This window comes from Pontibacillus litoralis JSM 072002 (assembly GCF_000775615.1).
Taxonomy (GTDB): domain Bacteria; phylum Bacillota; class Bacilli; order Bacillales; family BH030062; genus Pontibacillus; species Pontibacillus litoralis.
Genome location: NZ_AVPG01000004.1, coordinates 97,633 through 110,453 on the forward strand (window position 1 = coordinate 97,633; position 12,821 = coordinate 110,453).

General features: G+C 35.8%; 15 protein-coding genes and 1 pseudogene. 4 read left to right on the forward strand and 12 right to left on the reverse strand.

What is annotated here, in order from left to right; translation table 11 throughout:
• Positions 1-5: 5 nt before the first annotated feature.
• Both sleB and prsW read right to left on the reverse strand, forming a co-directional pair.
• A complete protein-coding gene (gene sleB / locus N784_RS04870) occupies positions 6-806 on the reverse strand; it encodes a spore cortex-lytic enzyme (protein ID WP_232305974.1) in 801 nt (266 codons plus the stop codon).
• Between the two features lie 157 nt (positions 807-963).
• Positions 964-1,662, reverse strand: coding sequence for a glutamic-type intramembrane protease PrsW (prsW, locus tag N784_RS04875; protein WP_036832957.1), 699 nt, complete (start codon positions 1,660-1,662; stop codon positions 964-966).
• Between the two features lie 89 nt (positions 1,663-1,751).
• On the opposite strand from prsW, the gene N784_RS04880 reads away from it, so the two are divergent.
• On the forward strand, positions 1,752-2,723 hold the full coding sequence (locus tag N784_RS04880) for an asparaginase (protein WP_036832958.1): 972 nt from the start codon (positions 1,752-1,754) through the stop codon (positions 2,721-2,723).
• 54 nt (positions 2,724-2,777) lie between these two features.
• On the opposite strand, the gene N784_RS04885 is transcribed toward N784_RS04880, so the two are convergent.
• The 5 genes from N784_RS04885 to N784_RS04905 form a co-directional block, all read right to left on the reverse strand.
• Positions 2,778-3,752 (reverse strand): YpdA family putative bacillithiol disulfide reductase, encoded by a 975-nt coding sequence (locus tag N784_RS04885; RefSeq protein ID WP_036832959.1) that lies wholly within the window; start codon positions 3,750-3,752, stop codon positions 2,778-2,780.
• Between the two features lie 111 nt (positions 3,753-3,863).
• On the reverse strand, positions 3,864-5,135 hold the full coding sequence (locus N784_RS04890) for a Glu/Leu/Phe/Val family dehydrogenase (protein WP_036832960.1): 1,272 nt from the start codon (positions 5,133-5,135) through the stop codon (positions 3,864-3,866).
• A gap of 433 nt (positions 5,136-5,568) precedes the next feature.
• Complete coding sequence (locus N784_RS04895) at positions 5,569-6,153, reverse strand: genetic competence negative regulator (protein WP_036832962.1); 585 nt, start codon at positions 6,151-6,153, stop codon at positions 5,569-5,571.
• Positions 6,154-6,267: 114 nt separating this feature from the next.
• On the reverse strand, positions 6,268-7,158 hold the full coding sequence (locus tag N784_RS04900) for a MerR family transcriptional regulator (protein WP_052127130.1): 891 nt from the start codon (positions 7,156-7,158) through the stop codon (positions 6,268-6,270).
• Between the two features lie 142 nt (positions 7,159-7,300).
• A complete protein-coding gene (locus N784_RS04905; RefSeq protein ID WP_036832965.1) occupies positions 7,301-7,933 on the reverse strand; it encodes a CBS domain-containing protein in 633 nt (210 codons plus the stop codon).
• 162 nt (positions 7,934-8,095) lie between these two features.
• On the opposite strand from N784_RS04905, the gene N784_RS04910 reads away from it, so the two are divergent.
• The 3 genes and pseudogenes from N784_RS04910 to N784_RS04920 all read left to right on the forward strand — a co-directional run.
• Positions 8,096-8,317, forward strand: coding sequence for a spore coat associated protein CotJA (locus N784_RS04910; RefSeq protein ID WP_036832966.1), 222 nt, complete (start codon positions 8,096-8,098; stop codon positions 8,315-8,317).
• Positions 8,310-8,573, forward strand: coding sequence for a spore coat protein CotJB (locus N784_RS04915; protein ID WP_036832968.1), 264 nt, complete (start codon positions 8,310-8,312; stop codon positions 8,571-8,573). The genes N784_RS04910 and N784_RS04915 overlap by 8 nt, the downstream gene beginning before the upstream one ends.
• Positions 8,574-8,596: 23 nt before the next feature.
• Positions 8,597-8,971: pseudogene (locus tag N784_RS04920) on the forward strand (manganese catalase family protein); the annotation flags it as partial.
• A 92-nt stretch (positions 8,972-9,063) separates the two neighbouring features.
• Here N784_RS04920 and N784_RS04925 read toward each other — a convergent pair.
• The 5 genes from N784_RS04925 to N784_RS04945 all read right to left on the reverse strand — a co-directional run bounded on the left by N784_RS04925 (position 9,064) and on the right by N784_RS04945 (position 12,811).
• Positions 9,064-9,396: a YolD-like family protein gene (locus N784_RS04925; protein ID WP_036832969.1), complete on the reverse strand. Its 333-nt coding sequence runs from the start codon at positions 9,394-9,396 to the stop codon at positions 9,064-9,066.
• A 163-nt stretch (positions 9,397-9,559) separates the two neighbouring features.
• The gene (locus tag N784_RS04930) at positions 9,560-10,054 is read right to left on the reverse strand and encodes a hypothetical protein (protein ID WP_198134396.1); all 495 of its coding nucleotides are present in this window, start codon (positions 10,052-10,054) and stop codon (positions 9,560-9,562) included.
• Positions 10,055-10,258: 204 nt separating this feature from the next.
• Positions 10,259-11,287 carry a Kiwa anti-phage protein KwaB-like domain-containing protein gene (locus N784_RS04935; protein ID WP_036832973.1) on the reverse strand — a complete coding sequence of 343 codons (1,029 nt, stop codon included), beginning with the start codon at positions 11,285-11,287 and terminating at the stop codon, positions 10,259-10,261.
• Between the two features lie 171 nt (positions 11,288-11,458).
• Positions 11,459-12,529 carry an N-acetylmuramoyl-L-alanine amidase family protein gene (locus tag N784_RS16560; RefSeq protein WP_052127131.1) on the reverse strand — a complete coding sequence of 357 codons (1,071 nt, stop codon included), beginning with the start codon at positions 12,527-12,529 and terminating at the stop codon, positions 11,459-11,461.
• Positions 12,530-12,811: a phage holin gene (locus N784_RS04945; protein WP_036832974.1), complete on the reverse strand. Its 282-nt coding sequence runs from the start codon at positions 12,809-12,811 to the stop codon at positions 12,530-12,532.
• Between the last annotated feature and the right edge of the window lie 10 nt (positions 12,812-12,821).

A 12,821-nucleotide genomic window follows, 5' to 3' on the forward strand; every position in this document is an offset into this window, starting at 1 on the left:
TTTCTTTATTTTGCAAATATATGTTTACCAATTTTCTTAATTTGGGGTCTACTCCAAATCCAACTTGATGTAGCTGTTTCCGGATTAAAATAATAAATAGCCTGCCCAGAAGGGTCCCAACCATTTAAAGCATCCACAACTGCTTTCTTCGACGTTTCATTTGGGGTAAGCCAAATTTGACCATCCGCAACCGCTGTAAATGCTCGAGGTTCAAAGATAACCCCTGAAACAGTATTCGGGAAACTAGCGCTCTCCACCCTGTTAAGTATGACAGCCGCGACAGCAACTTGTCCTTCATATGGTTCCCCTCTTGCTTCCCCATGGACAGCGTTAGCCATTAGCTGAATGTCATTTTGTGAATATCCAGCCGGCACGTTAACCGCAGTAGCTCCGGATTGTTCTGCTTGCTTATTATTTTGCTTGTTTTGTTGCTCCGTTTCTTTTGGTTGATTTTGCTTTTTCCATGTTCCTCCATAGTACTTAAAATCTTTCCCCGATTGGATTTGTTGTTTTACATATTGTTCATCGTATTGTGTCGCTTTGACGAGCTTTTTCTTTGCTTCTCTCCCTAACAAACCATCCACCTCAAGCCCATATTCATATTGGAAATTACGTAATGCCCAATATGTCCCCCACCCAAACACACCATCAATTTTTCCGTTGTAATAACCAATATATTGAAGTCTTGCTTGTAATTCGATTACGTCATCCCCTGTAGCACCTTGCTGGACAACTTGCTGGCTAAAGGCTTGTGTTAGCTGTGGATGCGTAGATGTAACAGAAACACTTATGACGAAGACCATCATAAGTAAATGAATTATACGTATAGATTTCATTTCAGCTCCTCCTGCAACATGTAATAAGTCATTCGTTCTTTCTAGTTTCTGAAACTAATATACTTTTATACATGAAAGCTAAATGAGCGCAACAAAAAAACAGCCTACATAAGTAGACTGCTTGCAACTACACACTCGTTTTTTTATGATGAATTGGTATAACATTCCGTTGTACTTTTGATTCTATATGATTCGCTAATTTTATTTTACGAAGGGCTAAGTACCATAATACGAGCATGAAAGGAATCATAATAAACACCCACGTTCCTTCCCAAACTTCAAGCACAAAATCATAACTACCGTGAACGATTATCGGAATACATAATGCCACAGCAATCATTTTGTTCTTGCTCGTATTAGTACCATATTTCGCCCTTCCCATATAGTAGCCCATTAATACACCGATTAAAGCATGGGATGATACAGGAAACAACGCTCGAATAAAAGCGAAAGAAATACCTTTAGCAAACAAGTAAAGAATGTTTTCTAATGTAGCAAACCCTAAACTAATGGAAACTCCATACACGATACCATCGTAATGACCGTTAAACTCTGTATGTTTATATACGAAAAACAAAAAAATAAACCATTTAAAAAATTCTTCAAGTCCAGCAGACAATACAAAAGAATGCAAAAAAGGAGATTGCAGCAAGCCTTCCTCACCAAAAGCATACTGAATAAACATGAGAGGAAATACTAATAATGCACCTAATATAAACGTTTTAAATACGAGTGAAAAAGGTTCAGGATCGAAACGGTCTTTTAAATAAATAAATGCTAACAACGCAAATCCTGGTGCTACCGCTGCAGATAAAATTGAAAACATGACCGCTCCTCCTCTTCAATAAACATCTACTTTATCGTATCATGAATATATTGGGAAGTTAATAATATTTTAATTGGTTGGTGATAAAAATGAAAAAAATTCTAATTATACATACTGGTGGAACCATTTCCATGAAGGAAAATAAAGAAACGGGAGAAGTAGCCCCAGAAAAAGAACATCCACTTTATGATCTACTCCCATCTCTAGCATCATTAGCAAAAATAGAAGATGAGGTGTTGTTTCATTTACCATCCCCTCATATTACGCCGGCGCACATGCTTTCACTAGGTCAGCGTATTCACGAGCAGCTATCTAAGAAGGACATCGATGGCATTGTCATTACTCACGGTACCGATACGTTAGAAGAAACAGCCTATTTTTTAGATTTGTATGTCCAAACACGAAAACCTGTCGTCGTTACAGGTGCGATGCGATCCATTAATGAAATAGGCTCAGATGGATTATATAACTTGATGACCTCTGTCCGTGTCGCATGTTCTGACGAAGCACAAGATAAAGGGGTTCTCGTCGTTATGAATGACGAAATACATACAGCGAAAAACGTAACCAAAACATCAACGAGTAACGTCGCTACATTTCAAAGCCCGCAATATGGACCTATCGGGATTGCAACGAAACGAGGAATTTATTTTCATCACACATTGACGAAGCACAAATCTTATCCCATACAAGTCGTTTCTAGTAACGTTGCTTTACTGAAAGTGTATGCTGGGATGGATGGAAGCATTCTAGAAGCTATTCAACAAACGCAATTAGATGGATTAGTGCTTGAAGGATTAGGACAAGGTAACATTCCTCCATCACTTGTTGCCCCGTTACAATCCATTCTAGATAATAATATCCCTGTTGTTCTTGTCTCCCGTTGTTATCAAGGCATCGTCCAAGATGTGTATAGCTATGAAGGCGGAGGTAAACAGTTAAAAGAGATGGGCGTTATTTTTTCGAACGGCTTAACTGGTCCTAAAGCTCGAATTAAATTGCTTGTCGCTTTAGAATTAACAAAAAACAAACATGATTTAATTGCCATGTTTGCCTCCTAAATCACAAAGAACCTAGCTCTCGTTTTTGAACTAGGTTCTTTGCCTAAAATTGTACTAATTCCCACCTATTGCTTTGGCAATAAGCCCCCCATGATGACGACCATTTTCAATAAAAATTTCATTATTGTTATATCCGGCAGCAATGACGCCTGCTATATAAATTCCACTAACGTTCGTTTCCATCGTACACTCGCTAAAAGAAGGACGTCCTGTTTGCTCATCAATCTCTATTCCCATATTCTTAAGGAAATGATGATCTGGATGATACCCAGTCATGGCAAAGACAAAATCATTTACTACTTCATGCTCTGCACCGTTTACGGAATAATACACTTTATCTTCAGTAATACGGGTAATATTCGCTTGAAACTCCATCTTAATTAAACCGTTACGTACAAGTGACTCAAACTCAGGTAAAATCCACGGTTTCACACTTTTAGAATATTCCGCCCCCCGGTACAACACTGTTACATGTGCGCCCGCCTTAACAAGTTCTAAAGTAGCATCGACTGCCGAGTTTTTTCCACCGATGACAACGACTTGCTTGTTAAAGTATGGATGTGCTTCTTTAAAATAATGCATCACTTTATTTAAGTGCTCCCCTGGGACCCCTATGTGATTCGGATTGTCGTAATACCCTGTTGCAACAACGATATGCTTTGCTTCATACTGTCGTTTTTCTCCATTTTGTAACGTACTTTCTATATGAAAAACCTCTAGATCTTTCGTTACTTTATTCACTCTTTCGTAAGCATGTACACGTAATTGTTTACGTTCTGCAACTGCTCGATAATAGGCAAGTGCTTGGTTTCTTACTGGTTTTTTTCGCTCTGTAATAAACGGCATGTCCCCTATTTCCAATTTCTCACTTGAACTAAAGAACGTCTGATGTGTCGGGTAATGGTATATGGAATTAACAACGTTTCCTTTTTCAATCAGAAGCGGCTGTATACCGCGTTTCTGTAATTCTATAGCAGCAGACATACCGCATGGGCCTGCACCAATGATAATAACTTCTTCCTTTTGCACTTCATGTTCACTCCTCAAAAAAAACATATAAAGATGTCGTTCTATAGAACAACCACAAAAAAACATCTCCTACCACTCTTAATGATAGGAGATGTGATAAAAAGTTTCAACCTAAATCCATCCACGGAAACGGGAAGCTTCTGCCATCTTTCTTACACCAACCATGTAAGCAGATAAACGCATATCAATTCTTCTCGTTTCAGCTGTTTGATAAACATTGTCAAAAGCTTTCACCATTACTTTATGAAGTTTCTCTTCTACTTCTTCCTCAGACCAATAATACCCTTGATTATTCTGCACCCATTCAAAATAAGAAACCGTAACGCCACCAGCCGAAGCTAATACGTCAGGCACAAGTAAAATACCGCGGTCTGTTAAAATCTTCGTAGCACCTAGTGTTGTAGGGCCATTTGCTGCCTCTACTAAGATAGAAGCTTTAATATTATGTGCATTTTCTTCCGTAATTTGATTCTCAATAGCTGCTGGAACTAAAATGTCACAATCTAATTCTAACAACTCTTTATTTGTAATCGTATTCTCGAACAAATTCGTTACAGTTCCAAAACTATCTCGACGATCCAATAAATAATCAATATCTAAACCTTCTGGATCGTGTAGCGCACCATAAGCATCTGATATACCAATAATTTTAGCGCCTTTATCATGTAAGAATTTTGATAAGAAGCTTCCTGCATTACCAAAGCCTTGAATAACGATACGAGCACCTTTTAGATTGATATTACGTTTCTTAGCCGCTTCTTCAATACACATCGTAACACCATTCGCTGTAGCTGATTCACGTCCGTGAGAACCACCTAATACAATTGGTTTACCTGTAATGAATCCAGGATTATTAAATTCATCAATTCTACTATACTCATCCATCATCCATGCCATAATTTGAGAATTCGTAAATACATCTGGAGCTGGAATATCTTTCGTTGGACCAACAATTTGACTAATGGCACGAACATAACCACGACTCAGTCCTTCTAATTCTCTAAAGGACATTTCACGAGGATCGCATAGAATACCACCTTTTCCTCCACCGTATGGTAAATCAACGATACCCGCTTTTAAACTCATCCAAATCGATAAAGCTTTCACTTCTTTCTCCGATACATTCGGATGGAAGCGAACGCCTCCCTTTGTTGGACCGACAGCATCATTATGTTGAGCTCTGTATCCTGTAAATATTTTGATAGAACCATCATCCATCCGCACAGGAATACGAACCGTCATCATTCGAACCGGTTCCTTCATTAAATCAAATACTTCATCCGGATAACCTAGCTTCTCTAACGCTGTACGTATAATTGTTTGAGTAGATTTAAGTATATCCATTTGTTCGTTTGCAGTATTTTCTGCATTATCGGCTACCATTCTTCATTTACCCCCTATGTATAATCGGTGTCATCAATTAATTATGTTTACAGGAAATATTATACATGTTCTTTTTATTTATGCAACACTATATAACGAAATATATAAATGTTTTTTATAAAACCTGTAAGCGATTTCATTATAAATCTGTTTCCTCTTTCTTTCAATGAAAATTTCACATAATATTAAAACATTTCGTCATATTGCATTGCACTCCTTATGTGTAAGAAAATTAACAACCGATACTTCCAGAAAAAGCTTGATCAACAGGCGTTTTAATAAAATATGTCTCTTCGTCTTAAGCACCTATAGCTATCGTAACATGTTCAAGTTGTTTCTTCTATGTATTTGACCGAATAAATCGCTTTATCTTTCTTTTTTTCAATTAAAGCTACATGGCATAAGAAAAAGACCGCGTCATTACACGATCTCCTTAATGAATGAAATATTTCACAATGTTTTTTACAGCATGGTGTGGCATGATTACTTTGCCATATTCGGTCAAACGATGGGATGTTACTGTAGTTGGAGATGAGAATTCTGACATAATTGCGATGATGCTATCGTGATTGTACTCTAGTAAGTCATGTTCATCTAATTGCATGTAATACGTATCATCCATATAATATACTGCTCCCGTAACAAGGTGAATATCATGCAAATGTTGACTAACTAAAATAATATCTTCAAAGCTCGAAAAAGCAAACATCATTTCTTTACATTCATCTAACGTCACGTTCATTTCCACATAATCTTCCTCTATATGATGATCTGCAACGTCACTTTGGGTAACAACAATTAGCATTCCTTGTGCATGCATAAGGTGTACTTGTACTTGAAGCACCCCTTCTAGTTCAATACCCAATTCATCTGTTGCTTCAAACATCATATCGTGAAACAATTGATGAACACTAGGTAAGTCATACCACAAGTCTTCTTTTGTTAGGCCACGTTCTAACAAATCATCAAAGGTGAGAAAAATTTTAAATTTATTGTAAGACATTCTTTCAAGACGCATTCACTCGGCCCCCTTGAATGCATATAATAATGCTTTTCTTACTATATGTTAGCTATTTCATATTTGCTACCATTTTATCAAGTATAAGCGCTAAAAGGGCACGGGACAAGTATTTTAACTATTATTTAAAAGCCATTTTTCCCAATACAGCTTTCTACTCCCAATGTAGTATGGCGCTAAGTCGCATTTCTCTTTTTTTGAAAGGTGGGTAAAGGCTGCTCCCATTACCCCAATAGAGATAGAGGTATACCACTGCTCTAATTCGTGAACTAGCATCATAGTCGCTTCTCTATTCTCCGCTTCATTACAAGACAGAATGAAGTGCGTTGGTTGTATGTGTTCGATTGCCACGTGTAAATCGGATGCAGTGACTCCAGAACCTAAAAAAAGAACGTCATTGCTTTTCATCTGCAAATAAATTGAAAAAAGAAATAAAGGTAATTCATCTGTTTCATTTGGACCACATACACTGATAGCCGGCGTTGATTGTATATGCGATGACGGCGCACTAAACATCATACCCAATCGATTTCTTAGCCAATTTGCAGTAAATTGATACGGACCAGATGTTACACAACCCGATTTCTCTTTCACATTTACCAGCAACGGCCCAGCGACATCAGATATAATAAACTCAGCTGAAAATAAACGAAAAGCTTCATCCATTTTAGCATTTAATGTATGCTTATCAAACTTTAATGCAGCTATCAATAAAGCGTCTATCATTTGCTGAACATAATCTCCTGTGGTCGATACACCTATCCCTTCATTCGTATTATGTTTAAGCAAGGAAGCTGCTTGTGAGATCGTAAACCCGTTATGTACTTTATCCACAAGCCATTTAATTGTCTGCACGTGCTTATCTGAATATAAACGGTGACTGGCTTCATTTCGAATGGGTTTTACAATTTGATACCGCCTTTCCCAAGCTCGTAACGTACCAGGCGGAACCCCTACCATTTGAGAAACTGCTTTCACATTATATTTTCCTTGTTCTTGATCCACGAGACTTCTCCTCATCTTTTTTTATCATCAGTATAATAGAAATACAATCTTTGTGTAAATATTGTTGATGTTTCGTTTAACCATAACCCTTTAAAAAAGCCTTGAAGAACGAATCTCCAAGACCAATATACGTATAGGTTTTTTAATCTTCTTTTACATCCAATACTCGAAAACCTGATTGCTCTAATTTTTTTACAAATCGATCAATATTCGGGGATTTCTCTATTTTTAATACAATTCTTCTTGCCAACTTATCTGTTTCATCGAACGTCGTTAAGGATATAACCGTTTCATGGTACTGTTTTACAATATCAGACATGCGAGCGATTCTACCTTCTGATTCTTCAGAAGTAAATGCTATACGAACTCCTTTACGCTTCATACCGAAAGCACTTTCGAATTGTTCAATAACATCGAACCTAGTTACGATTCCAGCAAATGTATGGTCAGTCCCCACCACTGCCACAATTGGAAAACCTTTAAACGTCGTTAACGTATGTTCAAACACATCATCTTCTGTAACAAAATACGTTTGATAAGAAACAACATCTCCTGCAACTGTTTCATCGAGAAAGATATCCTTGCTTTGATTCCCTTCAAAGTACGATTGGTAAATTACTTGTCGGGAAATCATGCCTTTAAATATCCCTTCCTCCAAAACTGGCATCCCTTCTATGTCATGCTGATTAAGGGTGTTTAAAGCATCTCTTAATGGCGTATTCATTTCGACCGTCCAGCATTGATGATTTGGTTTCATAATTCCTCGTACAAACATCACCTTCACCTCTTTGTTGTAATATTAGCGTTCTTCTATTTATTTCGACATTTCAAAGTAGATTTCCTTTCATTCTACAAAATAATTATGCTTCTAATTGTTCAGCTACAGCCATATAATAAACCGTATGCTATCATATAGCACTTCAAAGGAGGCGTTATATTGTTTACACAAATAAAGTACTACTACCCTTATATAAGCCCATTAGATCCATGCCCTCCGATTCGTGTAAAAAGTTACCAAACTCCACCGCAATTGTACATTGGCTTTCAACCACCTAACTTACAACAATACACCCCTAGGCAAGCATTAAAGTGTGGAACATTATGGCCAGCTTTTTATAGTCCTTATCCTAATCAAAATAGGAGAGATGAGCATGGATAAAGAAATGTCACAAGAATATTATGCTTTATTAGAAGAAATTCAAGCAGTTGATTTTGTCCTTGTTGAATTAACTTTATATTTAGACACTCACCCTCAAGATTATCAAGCCATTCAACAATTCAATCAATACGCAAAACAGAGTAAACACTTAAAAAAACAGTATGAAAGTTTGTATGGTCCCTTACGGCAATACGGTGAAAGTTATTCTAGTTACCCTTGGAATTGGGCCGATGCACCTTGGCCGTGGCAAGTATAACATGGATAAAGGAGGATATACGCTTGTGGTATTATGAGAAGAAATTACAATATCCGGTACGCGTCAGCACGTGCAATCCCCAACTTGCTAAATACTTAATGGAGCAGTACGGGGGCGCAGATGGGGAATTATCAGCAGCATTACGTTATTTAAACCAACGTTATACCATCCCAGACAATGTTGTCGGGCTGTTAACAGACATTGGCACAGAAGAGTTTGCTCATTTAGAAATGATTGCAACGATGATTTATAAACTTACAAAAGATGCTACACCAGACCAATTAGAACAAGCTGGCCTAGGAGCCCATTTTTCCGTTCACGACAGTGCCTTATTTTATCAAAATGCAGGAGGGTCACCTTGGACAGCAACGTATATTCAAGCTAAAGGTGACCCGATTGTTTTAGTAAACATAATAAGTGTATTAATTTCGCTTGCACTATTTTCTTCATTATTATTTATTAACCCTTCAAGTACTTGAAGGGTTTCTTTTTACATTATTTGAACATTAAATACATCATCTAATTTTATTGTTATACTTTCTTTTGATTGATGATCAATACCTTTTAATGTACGATGGTTCCGATCTACACTCAATAACTTCATATCTGTATAACTGTAATCAAATCCGTTATGATATTTAACTTGAACTGTTAAATCATCATTAAAAGCCCTTTTTAACTTAAAGTCAATTTCCATAGCCTCGTCTTCTGCAAGTACACCCTTTGTAACTCTTTCATCTTCTTTCCAAACTTTTTTTAGCTGCTCTACGTGTTCTGGAAGCATTAAGCTAGTCCATTTGATATTACCTCTATCTTTTAGCATTTCAACACCTCATTAACGAACGTTTGTTCTTATGATATTGGATATTAGGTGGTTTGTAAAGAGATATTCGCAATTGGAATTAATAAACAAGCAAAAAGAAAAAATCCCCTACCGAATTTATAAACGATAGGGGTTTTTTCATTTTTTATATCCATTAAGGTTATTAATTATAGCCATCTTTTTTTTCTATTTTACTTAAATAAAAAACATTCCCTACTAACTCTTCTCCTCTCATTTTCCTGCTAAGTGTTAAATTTTTTTCCTTCATGATAATAATAACTTCTTTTCTTAACAAAGGGTCTTTGGCTTCCTGTTCTTTAGTTCCTGTAGAAATTATTCCTTTATAGACTTTTCTACCAGAAAAGAAAAATAGAGGACAAACACTTATTGCATCAGTCTTAACGTATATAGAAATTACATAAAAAATTATTAATAAAGAAACTGATAAGTTTATAAAAGATGAATGATCTAATGAAACTAGAGGTAAAAGTAAAGTTAACAGAAAAAATGAATAATCATTAGCACTTAGTACTTTAATATCTCTTATAAAAAAATCTTCACCTTTTCCACCTTGCACTAATAAACGTTCATACCCGGAAAGAAGGTATTTAATCGTAATTTTGTATAAAACAAGAGAAATTACTAACGTAATAATCACAAAAAAAACTTCCAATATAACTTTGTTTATATCAATATCTTTATCAAATATCGTGATTGTGCAGCTATCTAGATTAATAAAACCATTACTAACAATAAAACGAAAGATCATGATTAAAATTAGTGGAATATAGGTTATTATCCAAAGTACTATTTGTTCAGATTTCCCCCACATAAATATCTAACCTTTCATTAAAATCCCTCCCTAAAAAGCTTCTCTTAGTTCTTTTGTTAGAAAGGATTCTACTATTTTATCCGAAAAGAAATATAATAGTGGTTCTATAGATTTTTCAGAATCTATTCTTACCTTATTTTCGATTACATCGATGTGATCAAACAAAGGCCACAACACCTCGTATTTTTTCACATAACTTTCCTTTTCTTTTTTATCCGATGGCATGTCCTCTTTAATTTTTTTTAATTCTTCACATCTCTCTTTAAAAGAACTTTCTAGCGCTTTTAAAGTAGGTTCTTTTATTCCTGCTAGCCTTCTAGAAACCATATAGTGAGATGATTTTTCAACAAACACACTGATGTTTGATTCTTCATCGAAAAAGTTCATATTTGTTATAGCTTGAAGATTTTCTTCTTTCCTTCTTGAAATATTATCATCGAAATCGAATGTAAACTCCAAAGTTCTTGGACTGGCTACAAATAAAAGGTCGCCTAAGATAATCAGTTCTATTTTCCCACCAAATTCTATTACATCATCTTCCTGAATCGTCAAGTGTTTTCTATGCCTAACAGTTGGCATTTTTTTAACACTCTTTTTGTTCATTGCTGACAATTTCACTCCTCTGTAATATATAAAATAAGCACTCTCACTATGTAAAGTCAATTTAATTACTTGAAATTTCACATTGTTATCCTCAACTGTAGAACATCGATTTAAGGACTGCACTAATTTATTTTTTTTATTTTTTAATGCTTCATCGCTATTAAGGTCTAATTTCGCAATATAATCTTTTTTAGTTAGCTCATCGTTATATTCTGATACAAAAAACTTTTGTTTCCCGTTTTCATCCTTATATTTTAAATTGTTTAATTCTTTTTTTATATTTTTTTTAACCCACTGCATAAGATTTAAATCCAACTGCTCTCTTTTAACATTGTATAAAGCATCAGTCTCGCTAACTTTTGAGACTAAGAACACGCTCAAATCAACTTTTTCGAGTTCTTCCACTTCAATTTCACTAAGCTTATTAACAAAATTGTCTTTATTATTCAAAACCATAATATAAACTCCCCCTCTTTAGTCTAAACTCCCCAGTTCGACAAAAAGGGCCTATTGTCCTTCTTTTAATAATAAATATCTTCTTTTCATGGTTTAATTATAACAGAACATACGTTCTTAACCAAGAAAAATAACTTAAGCCCCCATCCAACTAAGGACGGGGCTTATTTATTACTTAATTAAAGCGCCAGTCGAAGGATGTACATAAATATTACCCTTACCAAAATCGCTCGTTTGAATAGTAACAACATGTGCTTGTGGTTTGCCTAACACCTTGTATTTCAATCCACCAAATTTTCTAGGGTTAAGAAATGCTTTTTCGTTACCTTTGGTAGGAGCTACATTAGTCGGATAAAAGCGCCAACTAGATGCACCGGAAGGTAGATAAACATACTCAGCATTGCTACTGGATCCACCAGATGACATGCTACCTAAATCAGACTTATACACCCATGAGTAGATTTCTTTAAGCAGGACTTTATTACCTTTCACTTGCTGTACCGTGTAGGTTTTGCCTTTGACATAGCTCGGTATATTTTGGCCAGTAACGTATTTAGATGCTGATTTACTTAAATAAACCTTGTCGCCTACTTTTATGTTGTCGCTTGGTTTAGATGGTTTATCAGCTACGGTTGTGCCATCCAAATCCTTAAATCTAACTCCATAATAACGACAAATAGCCTTAGCATGTACTCTAGCCATACCTTTTACATAGTGCTTTTGTTTACTACCGAAAATTAATTCAAAGTCCTTGTCACCAGACATAAAGCCATTTTCAACCAAAACAGCAGTCATATGCGTTTCACGGCATATGTGCAGATTTGTCCAGCTATTAGGTTTAGATGCATGTAAGCCGTTACCATGCGTAGAATAACCAGCCTTTTTAATCTCGTCAACAATAATATTAGCTAACTCTTTAGCATCATTTGCTGTATGCCAATAAAACACACAACGCCCGTTAACATCGGAGTTTACGTTGTAATTAGCATGTAGAGAGTAAACTAGATCAACGCCTTTTGCATTATAGTAATTGGTTCGTGTGGTTAAACCTACGTCAGGGCTAAAAGGCTTTTGTTTCATCAACATCTTAAATCCGTTATGCTTTAGTAGTTTGTCTAACTCTACCCCAAGCTTAGAATTAAAATCATGCTCTGCATATTCTTTTCCGTTTTTATACACTCCCTTACTAGGCGGAAATGTATTAGATCCGTGTCCAATGTCTATTGCTACTACTTTTGTCATTTACGCCACATCCTTTTTAGGTTTTTTATATGTCTGGGCTTGCAAACTGTCTTTATGACCTTTTGTAGTTGGATCTACCACAGCGTTATATAAACTAATAACAACTAAACTCAACACGTAAGGATTACTTACAGCTTGCTTTAACACATCAAATAACGCTCCCCATGTAGTTAAATCTGCATAGGATAAGCCTGCATAAGCTAAAATTGGCGCTAATATAGATAGCACCAATTGAGCGTAAAATATAGGGTTGGTAAAACGTACTTTCCAGTTGATTTTCATAAAAAATCCT